General features: G+C 65.3%; 22 protein-coding genes. 14 read left to right on the top strand and 8 right to left on the bottom strand.

Going from position 1 to position 20,599, the window contains the following annotated elements; all coding sequences use genetic code 11:
- Positions 1–65 precede the first annotated feature (65 nt).
- Positions 66–257 carry a hypothetical protein gene (locus FPY90_RS17850; RefSeq protein ID WP_498685647.1) on the bottom strand — a complete coding sequence of 64 codons (192 nt, stop codon included), beginning with the start codon at positions 255–257 and terminating at the stop codon, positions 66–68.
- Between FPY90_RS17850 and FPY90_RS17845 the strand changes: the two genes are divergently transcribed.
- From FPY90_RS17845 to FPY90_RS17835, 3 genes are read left to right on the top strand one after another with little or no spacing between them, the layout of a single operon-like run.
- Complete coding sequence (locus FPY90_RS17845; protein WP_498682506.1) at positions 235–1,374, top strand: type III polyketide synthase; 1,140 nt, start codon at positions 235–237, stop codon at positions 1,372–1,374. The genes FPY90_RS17850 and FPY90_RS17845 overlap by 23 nt on opposite strands.
- A gap of 9 nt (positions 1,375–1,383) precedes the next feature.
- Positions 1,384–2,094, top strand: a complete 711-nt coding sequence (locus FPY90_RS17840) for a class I SAM-dependent methyltransferase (protein WP_071216000.1) — start codon at positions 1,384–1,386, stop codon at positions 2,092–2,094.
- Positions 2,091–3,245, top strand: a complete 1,155-nt coding sequence (locus tag FPY90_RS17835) for an FAD-dependent oxidoreductase (protein ID WP_498682504.1) — start codon at positions 2,091–2,093, stop codon at positions 3,243–3,245. The genes FPY90_RS17840 and FPY90_RS17835 overlap by 4 nt, the downstream gene beginning before the upstream one ends.
- A 100-nt stretch (positions 3,246–3,345) precedes the next feature.
- On the opposite strand, the gene FPY90_RS17830 is transcribed toward FPY90_RS17835, so the two are convergent.
- Positions 3,346–4,815, bottom strand: coding sequence for an MFS transporter (locus tag FPY90_RS17830; protein ID WP_498682502.1), 1,470 nt, complete (start codon positions 4,813–4,815; stop codon positions 3,346–3,348).
- Positions 4,812–5,855, bottom strand: a complete 1,044-nt coding sequence (locus FPY90_RS17825) for an MBL fold metallo-hydrolase (protein WP_498682500.1) — start codon at positions 5,853–5,855, stop codon at positions 4,812–4,814. The genes FPY90_RS17830 and FPY90_RS17825 overlap by 4 nt, the downstream gene beginning before the upstream one ends.
- A gap of 243 nt (positions 5,856–6,098) precedes the next feature.
- Between FPY90_RS17825 and FPY90_RS17820 the strand changes: the two genes are divergently transcribed.
- Both FPY90_RS17820 and FPY90_RS17815 read left to right on the top strand, forming a co-directional pair.
- Complete coding sequence (locus FPY90_RS17820; RefSeq protein ID WP_083411405.1) at positions 6,099–6,584, top strand: cupin domain-containing protein; 486 nt, start codon at positions 6,099–6,101, stop codon at positions 6,582–6,584.
- An 84-nt stretch (positions 6,585–6,668) separates the two neighbouring features.
- A complete protein-coding gene (locus FPY90_RS17815; RefSeq protein WP_083411406.1) occupies positions 6,669–7,436 on the top strand; it encodes an alpha/beta hydrolase family protein in 768 nt (255 codons plus the stop codon).
- Here the strand turns inward: FPY90_RS17815 and FPY90_RS17810 are convergent.
- Positions 7,358–8,242, bottom strand: a complete 885-nt coding sequence (locus FPY90_RS17810; protein ID WP_286135475.1) for a PaaX family transcriptional regulator — start codon at positions 8,240–8,242, stop codon at positions 7,358–7,360. The genes FPY90_RS17815 and FPY90_RS17810 overlap by 79 nt on opposite strands.
- 386 nt (positions 8,243–8,628) lie before the next feature.
- Between FPY90_RS17810 and FPY90_RS17805 the strand changes: the two genes are divergently transcribed.
- Both FPY90_RS17805 and FPY90_RS17800 read left to right on the top strand, forming a co-directional pair.
- The gene (locus FPY90_RS17805) at positions 8,629–9,588 is read left to right on the top strand and encodes an RNase H family protein (protein ID WP_175475520.1); all 960 of its coding nucleotides are present in this window, start codon (positions 8,629–8,631) and stop codon (positions 9,586–9,588) included.
- A 98-nt stretch (positions 9,589–9,686) separates the two neighbouring features.
- Entirely contained in the window at positions 9,687–9,926 is a 240-nt protein-coding gene (locus FPY90_RS17800; RefSeq protein WP_498682498.1) for a DUF8730 family Cys-rich protein, read from the top strand.
- A gap of 104 nt (positions 9,927–10,030) precedes the next feature.
- On the opposite strand, the gene FPY90_RS17795 is transcribed toward FPY90_RS17800, so the two are convergent.
- On the bottom strand, positions 10,031–11,017 hold the full coding sequence (locus FPY90_RS17795; RefSeq protein ID WP_498682495.1) for an HNH endonuclease family protein: 987 nt from the start codon (positions 11,015–11,017) through the stop codon (positions 10,031–10,033).
- Between the two features lie 111 nt (positions 11,018–11,128).
- A complete protein-coding gene (locus FPY90_RS17790) occupies positions 11,129–11,728 on the bottom strand; it encodes a sunset domain-containing protein (RefSeq protein ID WP_071216009.1) in 600 nt (199 codons plus the stop codon).
- Between the two features lie 247 nt (positions 11,729–11,975).
- Here FPY90_RS17790 and kynA point away from each other — a divergent pair, with 247 nt between their 5' ends.
- The 7 genes from kynA to FPY90_RS17755 all read left to right on the top strand — a co-directional run bounded on the left by kynA (position 11,976) and on the right by FPY90_RS17755 (position 18,742).
- A complete protein-coding gene (gene kynA / locus FPY90_RS17785) occupies positions 11,976–12,845 on the top strand; it encodes a tryptophan 2,3-dioxygenase (protein ID WP_071216010.1) in 870 nt (289 codons plus the stop codon).
- A gap of 9 nt (positions 12,846–12,854) precedes the next feature.
- Positions 12,855–13,679, top strand: coding sequence for a PaaX family transcriptional regulator (locus tag FPY90_RS17780; protein ID WP_071216011.1), 825 nt, complete (start codon positions 12,855–12,857; stop codon positions 13,677–13,679).
- Positions 13,680–13,871: 192 nt separating this feature from the next.
- The gene (locus FPY90_RS17775) at positions 13,872–14,213 is read left to right on the top strand and encodes an ArsR/SmtB family transcription factor (protein ID WP_071216012.1); all 342 of its coding nucleotides are present in this window, start codon (positions 13,872–13,874) and stop codon (positions 14,211–14,213) included.
- Between the two features lie 12 nt (positions 14,214–14,225).
- The gene (locus FPY90_RS17770) at positions 14,226–14,699 is read left to right on the top strand and encodes an SRPBCC family protein (RefSeq protein ID WP_071216013.1); all 474 of its coding nucleotides are present in this window, start codon (positions 14,226–14,228) and stop codon (positions 14,697–14,699) included.
- Between the two features lie 761 nt (positions 14,700–15,460).
- A complete protein-coding gene (locus FPY90_RS17765) occupies positions 15,461–16,870 on the top strand; it encodes a trimethylamine monooxygenase (protein WP_498682491.1) in 1,410 nt (469 codons plus the stop codon).
- Between the two features lie 157 nt (positions 16,871–17,027).
- Positions 17,028–17,393: a PadR family transcriptional regulator gene (locus tag FPY90_RS17760; RefSeq protein ID WP_071216015.1), complete on the top strand. Its 366-nt coding sequence runs from the start codon at positions 17,028–17,030 to the stop codon at positions 17,391–17,393.
- Positions 17,393–18,742 (top strand): permease prefix domain 1-containing protein, encoded by a 1,350-nt coding sequence (locus FPY90_RS17755; protein ID WP_071216084.1) that lies wholly within the window; start codon positions 17,393–17,395, stop codon positions 18,740–18,742. The genes FPY90_RS17760 and FPY90_RS17755 overlap by 1 nt, the downstream gene beginning before the upstream one ends.
- 122 nt (positions 18,743–18,864) lie before the next feature.
- On the opposite strand, the gene FPY90_RS17750 is transcribed toward FPY90_RS17755, so the two are convergent.
- Both FPY90_RS17750 and FPY90_RS17745 read right to left on the bottom strand, forming a co-directional pair.
- Complete coding sequence (locus FPY90_RS17750) at positions 18,865–19,569, bottom strand: transglycosylase family protein (protein ID WP_071216016.1); 705 nt, start codon at positions 19,567–19,569, stop codon at positions 18,865–18,867.
- A 320-nt stretch (positions 19,570–19,889) separates the two neighbouring features.
- The gene (locus FPY90_RS17745; RefSeq protein WP_071216017.1) at positions 19,890–20,579 is read right to left on the bottom strand and encodes a phosphonatase-like hydrolase; all 690 of its coding nucleotides are present in this window, start codon (positions 20,577–20,579) and stop codon (positions 19,890–19,892) included.
- Between the last annotated feature and the right edge of the window lie 20 nt (positions 20,580–20,599).

Raw genomic sequence — 20,599 nt, 5'->3', positions numbered from 1 at the left:
TTTTTGTGTTCGTGTCTATGTGGTGATTTGTCTGGCATCAATTACCTCTCACCCTGGGGCGGGGATCAATTACGACCGATGCTGGTCTCCCAAAAATCACGATACTCCTGAGCCCGCGCGGAATCCAGCATTTTCTGGAAGTGCCCGGTTTCAGGGGCATTGGCCTTCCGATTCACAGGCAGCTGCCGGGCCCCGCCCTTTACCCGCACCGCGTCCGGCCATAGGCTCAGCACTATGCCGGTGATGCTCAGAACCATCCAAACAGCCGTTCCGCCCACCATCCTGTACCAAGACAAGGCCAGGGATGTCTTTGGCGCCCAACCAGGGCTGACCCGGTTGGGCCAGCGCCTGATCAGCACGTCGTTTGATTCGGCCCAGATCTCCACCCGGCACACCGCCGTCACCGAGTTCACCACCGAGACTGTGGCCGAGAACCCGCTGTTCTTCGATGCGGATTCCGGGCTCCTGCTGAGCCCCAGCACCAAGGAACGCAACGAGGTCTTCGTGGCCACCGCCCCGGGGCTCTACATCGAGTCGGCGCACAAGGCCCTCGAGGCCTGCCCCGACCTCGGCCCGGGCGATGTCACCCACGTGGTCACGGTGTCCTGCACCGGCTTCTACAATCCCGGCCCCGACTACCAGCTGGTCAGGGCGCTCGGCCTGCGCCCCTCCACGCAGCGCTACCACCTGGGGTTCATGGGCTGCTACGCCGCGTTCCCGGCACTGCGTGCGGCCAAGAGCTTTTGCGAGGCGGACCCGGAGGCCGTGGTGCTGGTGGTCTGCGCCGAGCTGTGCTCGATCCATGTGCGCAGTTCCAACGACCCGGACACCATCATGGGCTCGGCGCTCTTCGCCGACGGTGCCGCCGCTGCCATCGTCACGGCCCGTCCGCACGCCGGGACGGGCCTTCGGCTGGACCACTTCGAGACGGTCCTGACCCCCGTGGGCGAGGAGGCCATGGCCTGGAACATCGGCGACGAGGGCTTCGAGATGGTGCTGGGGACCTACGTCCCGCACATCATCGACGACCACATCATCGGGGCGCTGGAACCGCTGCTGGCCCGCGACGGGTCGCTGGGCCCCGACTATGCGGACATCGAGCACTGGGGCATCCACCCCGGGGGCCGGGCGATCCTCGACCGCGTGCAAAAGCGCCTCGAGCTGCGCGACGAACAGCTGATGCCGGCCCGCCGGGTGCTGAACGACTACGGGAACATGTCCAGCGCCACGGTGATGTTCGTGCTCAAGGACATCATGGACGAGAACCTCTCCAGGGACGCGGCATCCGGGCAGCGCGTCTGCTCCATGGCCTTCGGCCCCGGGCTCACGGTCGAGACCGCGCTGATGACCCTAGACACCGGGCAGCGGGGCTAGGCCGCGCCCATGCAACGGGACATCGCGGCCACCGAGGAAATGGACCGTCCCGACGCCGATCCCGCCCTGCTCGAACGCACCTACGCCCAGTTCCGCTGGGTGAACCGAGCCGTATCCGGGTGGCGCGGCACCTACGTGCGCCTGGTCCGCCCGCAGCTGCCGCGCCGGGGCACCGGCACCATCCTGGACATCGGGTGCGGCGGCGGGGACATTGCGCTGGCGTTGCTGCGCTGGGCGCGGGCCGACGGCCACGACGTCAGGGTCCTGGGCATCGACCCCGATGCCCGCGCCCACGATTTCGCCACCCGGGCCGCCGCGTCCGCCGGGTTCGGGGAACCGGGGATCGAATTCCGGCGGACCACAAGCTCGGCGCTGGTGGCCGAGGGCGCACGCTTCGACGTGGTGGTTTCCAACCATGTCCTGCACCACCTCGACCCCCCGCAGCTGGCCGGTGTCCTGGCCGACAGCCAGGGCCTCGCCCGCGGCCTGGCGATCCACAGCGACATCCGGCGCCGGCGCAGCGCGCTGCTCCTGTTCGGTTTGGCCACGTTGCCGCTGGCCGGTTCCTCCTTCATCCGGCGCGACGGGCTGACCTCCATCCGGCGAAGCTATACGCCGGGCGAACTGGCCCGCGTGCTGCCGCCCGGTTGGCACGTGCACCCCCAGGGCCCGTACCGGAACCTGGCGATCTGGCACGCCGGGGCACGGATGGCCCCATGATCGATGTGGCCATCGTCGGCGGCGGGCCCAGCGGGCTGGCCCTGGCGATCCTGCTGCTGGAATCCGGACACCGGGTGAAGGTGCTCGAATCCCGGACCGCCATCGGCGGGCACTCCCGGGCCATCGGCATCCATCCCCCGGGCCTGGCGGTGCTTGACCGGCTGGGCGTCGGTGCCGAGGCGGCGGCACGCGGGGTGCGGATCGGGCACGGGGTGGGCATCTCGCGCGGGAAGATCGTGGCCGAGCTGTCCTTCGGTTCGATCGAGGCGGAGCACCGCTTTGTGCTCTCGCTGCCGCAAAACGACACCGTCGCGCTGCTGCGGGCGCGGCTGCGCTCGCTGGATCCCGGCGCGCTGGCCACCGGAACCGCGTTCGCTTCCGTGGATGCGCACCCCCGTCACCTGCTCGCCCACACGCGGGACAGCGGCGGGAACGCGGGCACCGTGCAATGCCGCTTCCTCGTCGGGGCCGACGGCACGCGCTCGGAGGTGCGCCGGGGCGCCGGGGCGCCGTTTGCCGGCCACCGGCTGCCGGACACCTACCTGATGGGCGACTTCCCCGAGAGCACGGAATTCGGGTCCATTGCCGCGCTGTTCCTACACGAGAAGGGGATCACCGAGTCCTTTCCGCTGCCCGGGAACACGCGGCGCTGGGTGTGCTGGATCAGGGAAACGGAGACCGCGTCGCTGCCCGAGCTCATCGTTCGGCGGACCGGGCACACGGTGGATGCCGGGCGTAACTCCATGCTCAGCCGGTTCACGACCGCAAACCTGGCGGTCCGCTCCATGAATCCCGGGGACGTGCTGCTCATCGGGGATGCCGCCCACGAGGTCAGCCCCATCGGCGGGCAGGGCATGACCCTTGGCCTGCTTGATGCCGCCGGGCTGGCGGGGATCCTGGATGCCGCATTGGGCGGACGGATCGCCGGGACCGGCCTCCGGGAGGAATTGGATGCCTTTTCCCGGCTCCGGCTGGCCGCGGCCCGCCGCGCGGCGGTGCAGGCGCACGTGAACATGGCGCTGGGCAGGCCGCTGTGGCGCCCGGCAACGGGTGTGCGCGATGCCCTGGCCCGTGCGCTGTTTGCCTCGGACAGGTTTTCCGCCGCGGTCGCCTCCACCTTCACGATGACCCGCGGGGAAGGCGGTCGGTAGCCATTGCCCCTTGCCTGCCCGCCAAGCACGCGCGGGGAGCGCGGAAGATTGGCCTCTCCCCCGCTCCCGGCGCATCCGGCCGGGGCTCGCCGGCGGGCGGCTACCCGTTGAAGGCGAAGCGGGTCTGCAGCCTCTCCGCGGTGCGGTCCGGGTTCAGCAGCAGTACGCAGATGATGCCCACCACGATCAGGTAGACCCCGATCATCGCAAAGGAGGAGTTCATGCCCTGGGCCAGCAGCGAGGCCATCTCGGCGCTGTCGCGCATCCCCTTGGGACCCGGGACGTATCCGGCACGGTCCATCAGCATGCCCACCATGGCCGGGGCGATGACACCGCCGATGGAGGCGAGCCCGGTCAGCGTCGCCATGATGGCGGCGCGCTGCCTGGAACACACGCAGAAGGCAATCGCGGTGGGAGCCAGCGGGTAGATCATCGCCAGCCCCGCCCCCAGGGTCAGCGCCGTCACGGCGGCGTAGCCGTGCAGGTGCGGCAGCACGGTGAAGCAGATGCCCGAGACCAGCAGCGAGACCCCGAACAGGGCGCCCATGGCCCAGCGCACGGTGACGCCGCGGCGCATCAACAGCCGCGAGGCGTAGCCAAGCACCAGCAGCGCCAGGGCTCCGATGACCCACGGGAAGGTCGAGACCAGGCCGATCATTTCCGGCGAGAGCGCCACCACCGAGCCGAGGTACTTCGGCGACCAGGTGGTCAGGAAGCCCTGCGCCCAGAAGCATCCGGCGCCGGCCAGCACCGCGGCCAGGAACATCCTCGACCCCAGCACCCGGCGGATGGGCACGATCTTGAGCAGGTCGGCGCGTTCGGTGATGCTGCCGGAGCGCCCGGTGGCAGCGGGCGCCTTCGGCCGCTGCACCTCGCGCTGCGCGGGGGTCGAATCGGTGGCCGGGGCGGCCTCCACGCCCGCATGCTTCTTCGCGGTGTGGGAGTAGGGCCCGTCGCGGCCCAGCAGGAACCACAGGACGGACCAGGCGAGCCCGGCGATGCCCAGGAACCCGAACGCCCAGCGCCAGCCGAGGTCCGGGTGGGCAATGATCCCGGCCAGGATCGGTGCGGCGATGATGGGCCCGAGGGTCGAGCCGACGGCGATGATGCTGGAGGGGAACCCGCGTTCCTTGGCCGGGAACCAGCCGTGGACGTGCTGCAGGGAGATGGGCGTGGCGGGCCCCTCGGCCCCGCCGAGCAGGATGCGGGTGACCAGCAGGACCGCGGCTCCGCCGCCGAAGAGCATCGGGAACTGCAGCACGGCCCAGCTGATCCCCATGGTCAGCAGGATCCAGCGGGTGGGGACCTTTCCGGCCAGGAAGCCCACGGCAACCGCCGCGATGGCGAAGAGGAAGAAGAAGGCGCTGCCGATGAAGCCGAACTGGCCGGCGGTGAGCCCGAGGTCCTTGATGGCGGAGTCGGCGACCAGGCCCAGGACCGCCTTGTCGGCGAAGTTGATGATCTGGAAGATGACCAGCAGGAACGTGACGACCCAGGCGCGTCGGTTCATCTTGCCGTGCTTGACCGCCGCGCGCAGGGTGTGCGGCTGGATTTGTTCGGAGGTGCTCATGCGTTCACTCCCGCATGGCGGATTGCTGCGGTTTCAATGATCCCGGAATCGGTGCCCCGTGGGAAGAAGACATCGTTGTCTTCGGCGATGTGCACGGTGCCGGCGAAGTCGCGGCGCACCGCCGCGTCCATGGCCTCGAGGTCCGCGGTGCCGGGGGTGTTGGGCACGATGTGGTGCAGGACCAGGGTCTTGACACCCGCGGCGGCGGCGACCTTGCCGACGTCGGCGAAGGGCGTGTGCGATTCGCGCAGGTGCACCTCGATCCCCTCGCGGGTGGGGCCCTCGGGAAAGGTTGCCAGGATCGAGGGCAGGTCGATGACTTCGTGCAGCAGCATGTCGGCGTCCTTGGCCAGCTTGATGCAGTTTTCCGAATAGGCGGTGTCCCCGGAGACCACCACCGAGCCGTGGCGCGATTCGATGCGGAAGCCGAAGGCCGGGAAACACAACCGGTGGTCGACCAGGATCGCCGAGACGACCACCAGGTCGTCGCGGTAGACCTCGAACGGCTCCATCTCCGGGTGCCGGTTGGCCACCGGGTCGGCGCCCGCCGTTTCCGGGATCTCGATGTCGTGGGCGCGCACCCATTCGTGCGGCTCCCCGCGGCCCTCGTCGGCCATGCGGATGGCGATGTCGGAGGCGAAGACCGTGTCCAGGAGCGCGTCGACGATCTGCGTGGTGCTGCTCATCTCGCGCGTGCCCACCCGCGCGTCGATGTCCTTGGCGTGCGCCTCGTCCAATGCCGGAATGCGGGCGGGCCTGCCGGGCCCGAAGACCTCGATGGGTGCGGCGAAGGACTCGCCGGGCACCTGCCAGCCGGTGACCAGGAAGGAGCCGAGGTCGTAGATGTGGTCGGAGTGGTGGTGGGTCAGGAAGATTCCGCGCAGCTGGCCCCATTCGCAGTGCGAGCGGTAGTTTCGGATGCTGCCCATGCCGGCGTCGAAGACGTAGGTTGCATCGTCGACGCGCACCGCGGTGCTGGTGCCCGCCCGGGAGCTGGAAACGATCGGTCCGCCTCCGGTTCCCAGGGTATGCACGCTCATTCCGTTGAATTTCTTGCTACTCACGCTGGTGCCTCACTTCGTCGTTGAAGGGCAGTCGGATTGGTGCCCGGTATCTTTGTGGGTTGTGCGCACCCCGGCAGGTTGTCCCTGCCGCAGAACACGCCCCCAAGCGTGATCCACATCATATGCAGTGAAACTTGCGATCGCAATACCTATTGCATAGTGGATCGATCCTCTGCCATGCTGGGGACATCAAGAGAACGTTCGACAAGGAGAGCCACCATGGAAATCCAAGAAGGCCAAGAAATCATCCTGGGCGATCTGCCCAAGGGAATCACGCTCGCCAGCGAGGCGATGGGAAACAAGACCTGGAACGTCCTGGGGCACACCTATCTGTCCAAGGTCGAAAGCTCGTCGTCCTTTGCGTGGCTGTCCCTGGATCCGGTCGGCACCGGTGTTCCCCCGCACGTGCATCCCACACAGGACGAGCACATCTACATCATGGAGGGCGTCTACACGCTCTACCTCGACGGGGAGTGGACCACCGCGGGCCCCGGCGACACCGTGCGCATGCCGATGGGCCTGCCGCACGCGTATTACAACAAGCACGAAACCCCGGGCAAGTCCCTCTTCTGGGTCAGCCCGTCGGGGCAGCTTTCGACCCTCTTTGACGAATTGCACAACCTGACGGACCCCGAGGAAGTCGTCCGGCTCTCTGCCCTGCGCGATGTCAATTTCCTGCCACCGGGCTCGGTCCCGGGAGCCTAGGCGCCACAACCGCGGACGGGAAGCGCGGACCCCACCCCCTGGCCCGCCCTTCCCGTCACCCATTTCCACCAAGGAGCCCACACAATGGCACCTCGCGCACCGGGCACTGTTCCCATGCCCTACGGCCTCGATGCGGCACAGCACGTTTCGATCGAGTGGCCGGCACCCGGGATCACCCCTCGCGGCATCACCGCGCTGATCCATGGCGGCTACTGGCGCTCGCACCTGCACGCCTCGCTCATGGATCCCTTGGCGGCCTCACTGAGGGAGAACGGCTGGGTCACCGCCAACGTCGAATACCGCCGCGGCACCACCGGGCCGTGGCCGGCACCCCTGGACGATGTTCGCACGGCACTGGCGTTGGTGTCCGAGCTCAAGCAGGCCGAAAGGATCGGCGGGCCCCTGGTCGCGGTGGGGCACTCGGTGGGTGGCCAGCTCGCCCTGCTCACGGCCCCACTCGTCGACGCGGTCGTGGCGCTGGCTCCGGTCACCGACGTCGAGCGGACCTATCGGGAACGGCTGGGAGACGATGCGGCCGCCGAATACTTCGGGGTTTCCCCCGAGGACGCCCCGGAGGCCTATCGCGCAGCCTCACCCATGCGGCAACCACTGGGCAACACACAGATACTGGTCCTGCACGGCATCAACGATGACCGCGTGCCCCTGTCGCATTCCCGCGACTTCGTGGCTGCAGCGAACAGGCAAGCAGCGAGGGTGTCGCTGGTCGAATACAGCCACCTGGGCCACTTGGAGGCCATCGACCCGCTGGCCGATCACTGGCCCAACGCACTCTCCTGGATGTCCGCGGCGTCCGGCCCCACACCCCGCGAGCCCAGAAGCGAGAGCGCATAGGACTTGGCAATGGGTGCCAACAAGGCATCCAAGGCCCAGAACGCCTGCTTGGCCGCCGGGGCCTTCCACCCGTCCGGAAGGAATTCCAGCGGCAGGTTCGGGTCCCGGTAGGGGAAACGCCGCCACAACGTCAGCATGGGGACGTAGTAGGCGAAGGCCTCCCGGGCCAGTTCAGTGCCGGATTCGATGTCGCCATCGACCGCGTCGATTCGCGCCGCCCATTCCCCCTCGGCGGCACCGTACAGGTCGAGGAATTCCTGGTACTGGTCATCCAGGCCCTGGAGGTCCCACCATTGGGGAACCTTGGACTTGATGTCGTGCGCGCTCAGGTAATCGGCGCTGAAGTATTCGACATACCCATCGAGACCCCGGTCCTTGAGCCGCCGCACCGCCTGCGAAAGCACGTTGCTCGGCGCGATGGCCACACCGGCCCCGACCGCCCCAAATCCCAGGCTCGTCAATTCCGTTCTCAACTCGTAGCGGCGATTGCGTTCTGCCTCGGGTACGGAAAAAATCACCAACGACCACTGATCCCCTGGGCGCGACCGCTCGGGGGCATAGATTCGCTGGTCGCCCTCCTCGAAGGCATCACGCACATCGCCGGCGAGCGAGTAGCCGGCCGCGCCAGCTTGCCGACGGCTCACGAGCACGCCATTGCGCTTCAACCGAGAAACGGTCGAGCGGACCGCGGGACCCTCGATGCCCAGGGCACCAAGCATGTCCACCAGTACCGACACCGGAAAGACGCCTTCGCCCGCGCGGCCATAGAGCCCAAACAGGGTGACGATCAGCTGCTGGTGTTGCAACCTGGACGGCCGTGGATCCATGCCTGTGCGCGCTCACTTATCTAGACTCTCTTGCTCCTAGGACCATCCTAGACAGCCCGACCCAATGCCCGGCATACCAAGCCCGTCAGCGGTCGATCGCGTTGCCCGTGGAATGCCGGCATCGCCTTCAGGATTCGATGTTCGTGGCACCCGAAGCATCGCTGCCGTCTTCACCTCCCTTTGTTTTCCGCAATCCCTGCGGTGGCATCAAGGCCGGACCGGGCCAGGAGACGGCCGAGCGAAGTCGACAACTTCCGTGGTCCGGGAAGTGTCTTCTATCCACACGACGGAATATTTTGGGTAGCTTTGGGAGACGGGGGTTTCCGGATGCGGAAATACCCGAGCGCCGAACCGAGGAGGAGACCATGCAGGCACCACGCCCCATGCCTCCTGCCATGCGGTTCATCCCTGCTGTCCAAGAGGTCACCGAACGCTCCGGGGTCACCGTCGAGGTGGTGCCCCACAACCAGAACCTCTTCTGGGCCGTCGTGCGGACCCAGGCCATCGAGGTGGTTGGGCAAAGGAACGGGGTGCTTCCCGTCCACGAATCCGGGCAAAAGCTCGGCGTGCTCATGGCGCATATCGACAAGGCCATTCGTGCGGTGCGTTGCAACGCGGCGGAGTCCGTCTTTTGCGACAACGTGCTGCTCGAGGGGCACCTGAGGTTGCCCGAGGCGCTGGCACGGATGGGTTTCGAGGTCTCCGAGCAATTCCGTCCGCTGGTTGGAGCCCGCGCCGCCGCCGCACTGCTGCGTGAAAGCATCGACGACTTCCATTCCGAACTGACGATCACCACCGACGCCTCGCGCAGTTGGCACAGCCCGTTGATGGGCCATGGCTGGATCCTTGACTACGGCAGGGGCTCGTCGCCAACGATCAATGCCTATGCGGCCACCGGCAAGGAAATACTGCAAGGCGAACTGAACTCGATCCACTACGCCCTGCTGGATGCCAGCAGGTACCGCGAGGATCTGTTCACCGGACGGGTTCGCTTCCACATCCGATCCGATTCCCTCATGGCCATCGACCTGCTCAACAATCCGGCCAGCCACGCACGCAGCAGGTCGCAGGCGGCCCGGTCCATCGTCCACAGGATCCATGAGCTGCTGTCCCGCTCGGAGGTACGGTACAGCTGGGTCAAGGCACACGCGGGCGATCCCATGAATGAGCTGGCCGACAGGTTGGCACTGGTGGCCAGGCGTTGCTACGCGGCGGACATCACCGCCGGCGAACGCCAGCGCTTGATGCTGCAAATCGCTGCGGAGGGCGTGGATCTGGGCAAGGTGCTCCCCTTGCGCACCGGCCGCCACTTCCAGGTCCAATAGACTGCGTTCGAACCGGGGTCCCCGGCGGCGTCGGAGTAGCGGGGGCGGGGCGCCCGCAAGGACGGCCACGCCACCCATTTTGATACCCCCTGGGGTATATGAGATCGTTGGTTTGGGCGTCATCCAATCGGCCTTCGCCTTGGACCTATTCCTGGAGAACGAATATGTGTCGAGCAGTCACCTGCCGCAAATGCTCAAAGACGACCTGGGCCGGGTGCGGGCAACACGTCCAGCAGGTCATGAAGCACGTCCCGCGCACCGAACGATGCGGCTGCGACCCGAATGCGCCCAAGGAAAAGAAGGGCGGTTGGCTTGGGAGGCTCTTCTCGGCCAGGTAGTCCCGGGCCAACCGCGGGATGAAGCGAAATTGCCGCCCCTGCAAGCGCATGGGCGGCAATTTCACGTTCGTACCGGATATCGGTACGGCAATTGGTTGCGGGGGCTAGCGCCAACGCAACCGTGTGTCGGAGCTGCCGGTCTTGCAGGTGTAGCTCTTGCCGTTCTTCTTGCCGATGCCTCTGGAACCCTTGTCGGCCTTCGCGCAGTATGCGCCGGGCGACACCTGCTTGGGCGCGGCCACGCTGGTTGGCCGCTTCTGGGTCGGTGCCGCGGTGTTCTTCGGTGCGGCGGGTGGAGCCTTGGCCGCAACCACCTTGATTGGTGCCACCTTTGCGGCCTTTTGCTTCGGGCAGGAGTTGAGGACGCGCTTCATGGCAGTCTTCTCGGCAGCGGTCACCGAAAGGGCATACTTTTTCTTCACGCTGACCTGGGTGGCCACGTACTGGCAGCGGAAAGGCTTGTGGGTCGGCAACCATTCGGCGGCATTGGCATCGCCCTTGGACCTGTTTGCGGAGGCCTGCGAAGCCATCAGGTTCAACGGGTCGTTGGCGACCGCCAGCCGCTGGTCCTGGGAAAGCTTCTGGCCCCCGGAGATCCAGACGTTCTTCAGCGCAACCACGTGGTCGATGTCAACGGATCCGCTGTTCACCTTCCACTTGATCGAGGTTCCGGTGTAGGAGTCGGCCAGGACGCCCGAGGCCAGCTGGCATTTTCTGGCGTCCTTGTACTTCACCTTCGACATGTCCCGCGTAAGGGTGTCTTGACGCTCGTCGCACTTGTTTCGGTCGAAGTCCTTCCAGCCGTTCCCGAACTTCTTGTTCCGGTCATACCCGGTAGCCGGCGCCTTGCCCTTGACCGGCAAGGAATTCAGGACGGTCATCGCGGCAGGGCCGTCGAGCCTGGCACCCGGGAGGACTTTTGCGACCCCGGCCGGCGCCTTGGGCTTGGCCTTCGCGGCGGGAACGCTGACGGATGCCGAGGCACCGCTCGCGGCCTCCGACGGAGAAGCTCCGTCCATGACAGCGGGGTCCACGACCAGGGATCCGGTCAGGATCAACACGGTGAGAATAAAGGAAATCAGGTGTTTCAAATCGCTCTTTCAAGATGACTCAACGAGGCACGGCGCCAAAGGTACATGTAAACACCCGTGGCCCACAGTTTGACTGCGGGCCACGGCCGTCATGAGATTGCCGGAACGGCTTTAGCGCTTGGAAGCGCGGTATCCGGCCTTCCGCGCGTCGGAGGTGTTCTTGAAGCACTGCTCCGGAACCGTGCGGGTGTAGTACTGGCCACCGCGAACGTGGTACTTCCACTCCTTGTTGCTGCCGGTCTTATTGCCCTTGACCGGGAACCCTGCCGGGCAGCTCTTGCCCTTCGGTGCTGCCCACGACTTCTTCGCCGCGGCCTTCTTGACGATCAGGGTTTGCGTCTTGGAGATGGTCCCCTTCTTCTTGCCGATTTTGTAGCTCACCTTTGTCGTCACCTTGTAGGTGCCGGTTTTCAGCTTGACCGAAGTCTTGTTCTTGGCAACGGTCTTCTTCCCCTGCTTGACCGTCAGCACCTTGGAGGTGACTTTCACGCCCTTGGCCGCCTTGGCCAACGGCTTGATGGTGGCCTTCGCCGATCCCTTGACGGTCTTGGTGGGAATCTTCCCGATCGCAACGGCCGGCGCCTTCTTGGCAGCAACGACGGCGGCCCCCTGCACGGGTGCCACGGGTGCGGCAGTTGCCACGGCGGCCCCGGAAAACGCGATCGACACCGCCGCGGCAAGGGCAGTGAGCGTGCGAGTGAAAGTCTTCATGAATCCCCCATGTTTTCGGGCGCGTTTTCTCTGCGGCCCACGATCTCGATACAAACTTCAATCAAACCATGACAACGCCCGGGAAAGGCGCTCGACATGGGGCGGACCGGCGACGGCCCCGAACAGACCTCGCAACTCTACTGACCCGACGAGACCAGACATCCGTCCAGCATTTTTTGCCCCGGGGATCCAGATCCGGCTTATTTCACTCTCTTGACGCACGTTGAGATACTGATACGCTATTTCCATGGCCTGCCCACACGCACAGACACCCGAGGGTGCCCGCGAAATCGAAGACACCGTCCGCACCGATTTTCACAATGCCATGTCGTACGGAAGCTACCTGGACCTCGAACGACTGCTCTCGGCCCAGCACCCGGTCAGCGTTCCCGAGCACCACGACGAGATGCTGTTCATCATCCAGCACCAGACCAGCGAACTCTGGCTCAAGCTGATGCTGCACGAGCTCACGGAGTCGCGCCGGCTGATGGACAACGACGAAATCGGCAAGTCGCTCAAATGCCTGGCCCGCGTCAAGCACATCCAAAAGACGCTCACCGAGCAGTGGGCCGTGCTGGCCACGCTGACCCCGCGCGAGTATGCACAGTTCCGCGGGTTCCTCGGATCGTCCTCCGGCTTCCAGTCCTTCCAGTACCGGGCCGTCGAGTTCATCCTGGGCAACAAGCACGAGGGCATGCTCAAGGTCTTCGAGTCCGATCCGGAGGCGCACCAGCTGCTCACCCAGGTCCTGCACGAACCGACCGTCTACGACGCCTTCCTGCATGCACTTGCCCGCGCCGGTTACGCGATTCCCGAGGAAATCCTGGGCCGCGACGTCACCAAGCCCTGGGTGTTCCACGAGGCCCTGGTTCCCATCTACAAGGACATCTACGAATCCGACGACACCACCTGGAGCCTGTACCAGGCCTGCGAGGACCTCGTCGACCTGGAGGACAACTTCCAGGCCTGGCGCTTCCGCCACATGCGCGTCGTGCAGCGCACAATCGGATTCAAGAAGGGCACCGGCGGATCTTCCGGAGTGGATTTCCTCAGGCGCGCCCTGGACCTGACGTTCTTCCCTGAGCTGTACGCCGTGCGCACCGAGATCGGCAAGTAGCCTAAAGACGTGCTTTCCGAACTCGACGACCTGGACGCCCGCCCGGGCAGCACCACGTCCTTGGTCCGCACCATCGTGGGGCTGTACCTGCGCGAACTGGGCGGCTGGATTTCCTCGGCGCACCTGATTGCGTTGATGGATGCCCTGGGCACCAAACCGCAGGTGACCCGGACGGCGATCTCCCGCCTGAAAAAGAAGGGGATCCTGGACCAGCAGGAACGGGACGGGACCACAGGGCTCGAGCTCACGGCCACCGGCGAACGCATCCTGGCCCGCGGGGACCGGCGCATCTTCGAGCCACGCTCCATGGCAGCGGGCGATTCGTGGTGCCTGGCTTCCTACTCGATCCCGGAGTCCGAACGCGAACGCCGCCACCAACTGCGCAAGTACCTGCAGGGAATCGGCGGCGGGCTGGTGGCCCCGGGGCTGTGGATCTTCCCCGACTACCTGCGCGCCGAGGTGTGGGAGATCCTGCGCGTGCTCGGCCTGGAGGACCACGCGACCATCATCGTTTCCAACGTTTTGGAGTTCACCGGCACGCCGCAGGCCCTGGCAGCTTCATGGTGGGACCTGGATGCGCTGGCCGCCCTGCACCACGGGTTCCTCGAGCAGAACGGGGCGGTGGCCAAGGCCGGCTTCCCCAACGCCGGCGACAGCTTCGCGGCCTACGTGCGGGCCATCGACTCTTGGCGGACCATCCCCTACCTTGATCCCGGCCTGCCCGATGGCTACCTGCCCGGCAACTGGCCCGGGCACCGAAGTGCCGAGCTGTTCCTGGGAATCCAGGGGCGCCATGCTGTTGCGGCCCGCGAATTCATGCGCTCTGTTGCATAGACGGCACGGTGCATGGCTGCGGGCGCTGCCCTGGGGATTCACCGCGGCAACATCCGCACCGGCCGCGTCCCGGATCGTGCCGAATCGGGAAATTTTACAGGATTCCTTCCGCCCGCCCCTTGACTCCGGACGGGCATCGGCGGATCCTAGTAATCAACCGAAAGGTTGATAAAGGAATGAGTTGAATACGCGATGTTTGACGAGCAGGACCTCAACAGGGCGTTCCTCGCCCTCGCTGACCCGACGCGGCGGCAGATCATCGTCCGGCTCTCTGCCGGGCCGGCCACCGTCAACGAACTCGCCGAACCGTTCAAGATGTCCATCCAAGGCATCTCGAAGCACATTCAGGTCCTGGAACAGGCGCACTTGGTGACCCGCACACGCGAGGCGCAACGCCGCCCGGTCCACCTGAATCCTGCACTACTCACGGAACTGACCGGCTGGATCGACAAGTACCGGATACTTGCCGAGGCAAAATACGACCGCTTGGATGCCGTGCTCCAAAAGCATTCCGCACGCCGCGGACAATTTTAGGAAAGTCTCATCATGAGCACCCCATTGAACCTCAGCATCCCCGAAGGCACTCCCTTCATCGATTTCTCCCGGGAGTTCAACTTCCCCGTCGGGGCCGTGTTCGAGGCACATCGCGATCCCGCATTGGTCGCCCAGTGGCTCGGGCCGAACGGCATGGAAATGACCATCGACCACTACGATTTCCGCACAGGCGGTTCCTACAAGTACACGCACTCCAACGAGATCGGCTCGTACGGCTTCACCGGGGTGTTCCACACCGTGCGCGAGAACGATTTCGCCATCCAGACCTTCGAGTACGACGGCCAGCCCGATGTCGTCGCCATGGACTACATGCGTTTCGAGGCCCTTGATGGCAACCGTTGCCGGCTGGTGGGCCACTCGGTCTACCCCTCGATCGAAGCACGCGACGGCATGGCCGCATCCGGCATGGAAGAGGGCATGTCGCAGGGCTACGAACGGCTGGAAACCTTGCTCGCCGCCCGTTGACCAGCAGGTGTCCCGGGGTGCCTGCCCTGCCGCGGCATCCCGGTGCACCCGAGCATAGGACAAAGCGAAACCCACGGTGGGCAGGGGGGAGGAATCCACCGGCCGGGGCAGTTTTCCGCTTGGCGGTTCCAATAGCAGCTGTCCGGTGCAGCCGGGTTCGTCCCGCCAGGCCACCAGCTGCGTTTCGGGCCCGCCCGCGCGCCCGGGATGTGCCCGAAGTCAGCCACAACGCCTTCGGCAACCGAACTCGGACGAGCAATTTAGCATTTCAAATATCCGCCAATTCACTCATGTCATTGTCAAAATCGTGACGTTGGAACATGGACGCACGGGAACGCTTATCCCATCTGCCGATCAGCCTCAGGATCCCGGGGAATATTCCGACATATAACTATTTGGAACTCTTGCCCTTGGCTGGGTTCGCAGCCTTGAATTAGGGCACAAGATTTGACTAATTGGTCCGCTACTGTTGTTATGGAGAGAGAACCAGTCCACCCACATCGGGCCGAACGCTGGTTCATTCGGAACCGCAATGACCGCTATCTGCCGGTCTTTTTCTGTTATTGCGGCGCCTCTCCCCTTGTGGGGATCGAGGCCCGGGAGCATTTGACCTTGCGGCGCACGAAGCGCCTGGCCTTGTATTCGGAGGAGAGCACTTCTTCTTTCAAGGGTCGTACTTCCGCTGTCGCCTTTCATTGGCGCGGTCCCGAATTTCCCTTTGCCACGGGTAATTGAATCGGCCCCGGAATGAGGAGAAAAGCATGAGCTTGCGAGTCGGAATCATTGGTGCAGGACCCAGCGGCATGGCACAGCTGCGGGCATTCGAGGCCGCGCGCGCCAAGGGTGCGGACATGCCCGAAATCGTTTGCTTCGAAAAGCAATCCGACTGGGGAGGCCAGTGGAACTACAGCTGGCACACCGGCATCGACGGCTCGGGGGAATCGGCCCACTCATCGATGTACCGGCACCTGTGGTCCAACGGGCCCAAGGAATGCCTCGAATTCTCCGATTACACCTTCGACGAGCACTTCGGCCGGCCGATTTCCTCGTTCCCTCCGCGCGAGGTCCTTTTCGATTACATTGCCGGCCGCGTCGAAAAGTCCGACGTGCGCAAGTACATCCAGTTCAACACCGCCGTTCGCTGGGTCAACTACGACGAGGCAACCGAGGAGTTCACGCTCTTCAGCCAGGACGTGAAGACCGGCGAATCCAAGACCCATGTCTTCGACAAGCTGGTCGTCTCCACCGGGCATTTCTCCACCCCCAACATCCCGGACTTCGACGGGATCAACACCTTCCCCGGCGAGGTGCTGCACGCCCACGATTTCCGCGGCGCCGAGCGCTTCGGCGGCAAGCGACTGCTGATGATCGGGTCCTCGTATTCCGCGGAGGACATCGGCATGCAGGCGCACAAGATGGGCGCCGCCTCGATCACCCTGAGCTACCGCAGCGGACCCATGGGATTCGACTGGCCTTCGACCACCGTCGAGCGTCCTCTGGTCACCCGCTTCGAGGGCACCACGGCCCACTTCGCCGACGGCACCAGCGGCGAATTCGATGCTGTCATCATGTGCACCGGCTACCTGCACAAGTACCCGTTCCTGCCCTCGGACCTGGCGGTAAGCTCCCCCAACGTCTTGTACCCGGGCAACCTCTACAAGGGTGTGGTGTGGCAGCAGAACACCAACCTGTTCTACCTGGGCGCCCAAGACCAGTACTACACCTTCAACATGTTCGATGCGCAGGCATGGTTTGCCCGCGATGCCATGACCGGCAAGATCGCCTTGCCCTCGGCCGAAGCCCGTGCCGCCGACATCCAGTCCTGGCTCGATGCGCAGGCCGCCCTGGCCGACCACGACGCCGAGGCCGATTTCCAGACCGACTACGTCCGCGACTTGATCAACGCGACCGATTACCCGGAATTCGACCTTGACGCCGTCAGTACCCTGTTCAAGGACTGGATGCGCCACAAGTCGGAGGACATCCTGGGCTACCGCGACAAGGCCCACCGTTCGGTGATCACCGGAACCATGGCAGAGATCCACCACACGCGCTGGATCAACGCCATGGACGACTCGCTGGAGCGCTTCCTCAACGGCCCTTCCCAGAACATGGACACCAACGCCATGGCTACCGTGGATGCCAACGCCATCCTGGCCAAGGGCAAGTAGGCAACAGGCCCATCACCGGGCCACATCGCAAAGGTCCCGTTTCTCCCCACAAAGTGGGGGCAAAAGGGACCTTTGCCGTTGAATCGACACCGCCTTGGCTTGCTTTCAGGGACGCACGGGCGTTCAATACATAGAAGATCTATGTATAGGAGGAATCGTGCGCATCGACAAGGACCTGGTCGCCGCATCGGCGACCCCGCTCGTGCTGGGAATCCTCGCCGAAGGCGAGTTGCACGGCTATGCCATCATCAAGAAGGTCGGGGAGCTTTCCGGCGGGGACATGCAATGGACCGACGGAATGCTATACCCCTTGCTGCACCGCCTCGAACGGCTCGGCCACCTCGAGGCGAGCTGGGGCCACTCCCCGGAGACCGGGCGTCGGCGCAAGCACTACGCCATCACACCCTCCGGACGTGAGGCCCTGGCCGAGCGTCAGGAACAGTGGAGCGTGGTGGCCAAGGCGCTGCGGCAGGTCTGGCACAACGCGCAGCTGCCGCCGGCGATGGAAACGGGGTGGGCGTGATGGAACCGCATGAGGGGCTCGAAGCCCAAATCGCACACTGGCGCGGCTACGTCGCCCGACGCCGTGCCATCTCGCCCGCCGACCTCGACGAGCTCGAGGACCACCTGCGTGAACAAATCGCCGAACGGCGGGCCGGCGGGCTGGACGAGGATGAATCCTTCCTGGTGGCCATCAAGCGCATGGGCAATCTGGACGCCGTTTCACGCGAATTTGCCCGGGAACACTCCGAAAGGCTGTGGAAGCAGCTGGTGCTGCTTCCCGAGGACCCTGCGGCAACCGGCGTTCCGCCGTGGCGCGAGCTTGCCGTCGTGCTGTCACTGGCAGTGGGCGCGGGCCTGGCCCTGAAGGCCGGGCTATCCTGGCTGGGCGGGGACGAGGTGCTGTTGCGCAACACGGGCCTGTTGGTCTTCCCCTTCCTGGCCGCCTACTTCGCGTGGAAGCGGCGGCTCGCCGTGCGGCTCCTGCTCGCGCTGGTTGTTCCCTTCGCCGCGTTGGCCGTGGTGCTGAACGCCTACCCGTTCGCCCCGGAGGGTTCCACCGGGCTGTTGGCGGCACTGCACGCACCGGTGCTCCTGTGGCTGTTGGCCGGCGTGGCGTACGTCGGCGGGCGGTGGCGAAGCGACGGGCGGCGCATGGACTTCGTGAGGTTCACCGGCGAGTTGGCCATCTACTTCACGCTGCTGGGCCTCGGCGGCGGGGTGCTCATCGGGCTCACCGCCGCGGTGCTGCAGCTGGTGGGCCTGGACCTGGAACCGATCATGGAGGCCTGGATCCTGCCTTTCGCCGTCCCCGGGGCCCTGGTCGTCGCCGCCTGGCTGGTGGAGGCCAAGCAGGACGTCATCGAGAACATCGCGCCGGTGCTCACGCGCATCTTCACGCCGCTGACCATCGCCATGCTGCTGGCCATGTTGGTCGTGCTCACCACCGCGGGCGGGCTCATCGATGTCGACCGCGGCCTGCTGATCCTCATGAATGCTGTCCTGGTGCTGGTGCTGTGCCTGCTGCTCTATGCGCTGTCGGCGCGCGAGCCGCTGGCTCCGGCGGGCATCTTCGATGTCCTGCAGCTGGTACTGCTGGTCGCCGCCCTGGCCGTGGACGCGGTGATGCTTACCGCCATGCTGGCGCGGATCGCCGAGTTCGGCTCCAGCCCCAACAAGATCGCCGCTCTGGGGTTAAACCTGCTGCTGCTTGTCCACCTGCTTCGGGCAGCCTGGCTCTCGGCCGGGTTCCTGCGCGGCAGGTGCCGGTTCGCGGAGCTCGAACGCTGGCAGACCAGGTACCTGCCCGTCTATGGCCTGTGGGCGGCCGTGGTGGTGTTCGTTTTCCCGCCGGTCTTCGCGTTCGCCTGAGCCGCGGCCCCGGCATCGGGAAGCGGGGAGCGGACACGCAAAAGGACTGCTCCCTAGCCACTTGGGGGTTTGGCTAGGGAACAGCCCTCCTGGCCGTTCGTCCGCTCATGCGAGGGACCGGTTTACTTGGTTGGCAGGTCCAGCGACTGTCCAACAAAAATGAGGTCGGAGCTGGGAACGACATCCTGGTTCAGCGAGTACAGGCCCTGCCAGCTGCTCAGGCCCTGGGCCTGGGCGATCTTGAACAGGGTGTCCCCGGCCTTGACGGTGTAGTTCTTGCCCGAGTCCTTGACGTTGACGCTGATGACCGGGGCCTTGGCCACCGGTGCTGCGGCGCGCTTGCCGGAAGAGGCATAGCTCTTGGCCGGAACCGACTTGGTCTTGTAGGTCTTGGCCGAGGTTGACTTGTAGGTCGAAGCCTCGGTGGACTTCTTCGGGGTGGACTCGTAGGTCTTGGCGACCGAGCCCTTGCCGCCGGAGAGCCCCAGCTTGGCAGAGCATGCGGGCCATGCGCCCCAGCCCTGGCCGGCCTTCACACGTTCTGCGACGCGGATCTGCTCGGACTTGGAAGCGTTGTCGGCGCTTCCGCTGCCGCCGTAGGCCTGCCAGGTCGAGTTCGAGAACTGGAGCCCGCCCTTGTAGCCGTTGCCGGTGTTGATGGACCAGTTGCCGCCGGACTCGCACTGGGCCAGTGCGTCCCAGGTGCTGGTGCTGGCTGCCGAGGCAGGTGCCACCGACATTGCCATGGCTCCCCCCGCCAAGGCGATTGCGGCGACGGTTGCTGCGCCACGGCGAATGTTTTTGGTTTTGGTGTTCTGCTGGATCATGTTTCTCCAGTGCCATCCTCCGCTTAGGTCGTCCAGGACCATCATGGCGGCGTTGTCCGGCGTCGCAATCGACGTTCGAGTGGCTACCGCCGCCGTGGACAACGAGGGATACTCGGCGGTAGTTGTGACGCGTTCCGTAACCTGTTGTTATAGAAACGTTACTTAAAGACCGTACGGCACCACCCCGGGGCCAAGTCAAGTCGGGGGCCCACCCCATGTTCATCAGGCCTAGTCAAACCGTATAAAAAAGTTGATCATGCACCAAAAAGCGTCCCGGCGACCACACTGGCTCCCGGGACGCTGTTACCAAAACGATATTATTAGCGGCTGACTAGTGCAGACTCGAGAACGCTGGGAAGGTCCTTGGCGCCTTCCAACACCCAGCTGTGCGGGTGTCGCTCAAGCTCCTCGCGGCCCAGCGCCCCGGTGAGCACGCCGAGTCCCTTCACGCCGGCATGGTGGGCCGCCAGGAGGTCGACCACGGTGTCCCCGCCGGCCACGACGGCGCGCACATCGTGCACTCCGGTGGCCTCCATGACCCGGTGGATCATGTACGGCGCCGGCCGGCCGGCGGCCACTTCGTCGCTGGTGACCACGGCATCGAGCAGCTGGCCTTGGCCGATTTCCCACCCCAGCGTTTCCAGGATGGGTGCGGCAACGTCGCGCGAAAAACCAGTGGTCAGGCCGATCTTGATTCCGCGGGCCTTGAGTGCGCGCAGCGCGTCCTCGACGCCTGGCAGGGCCTCCGGCGGGTTCGCCGCGTAGCGCTCGGCCAGCATGGCCCGGAAGTGGGCAAACTGCTTGGCAACGACCCCGGGGTCCGCCTTCACGCCGCCGAGTTCCATCAGTGCGGCAATGGCCTCGGTCTTGTCCGCCCCCATCCAGGTCTGCAGGTCGGCTGCATCCACGGTGGCCCCCGTGGCCGTGACCGAATCCTCAAGGGCGCGGTAGACGATCCCGTGCTCGTTCACGGTGGTGCCGGCCATGTCCAAGACGACAAGTTCAATCATTGTTTTCATCCTTATGTTGG

Origin of the sequence: Arthrobacter sp. C2, from assembly GCA_024207135.1 — a bacterium.
In the GTDB taxonomy this organism is placed as follows: domain Bacteria; phylum Actinomycetota; class Actinomycetes; order Actinomycetales; family Micrococcaceae; genus Paeniglutamicibacter.
The sequence above is the reverse complement of the archived record's forward strand: the minus strand, read 5'-3'. Positions and strand labels throughout refer to the sequence as shown.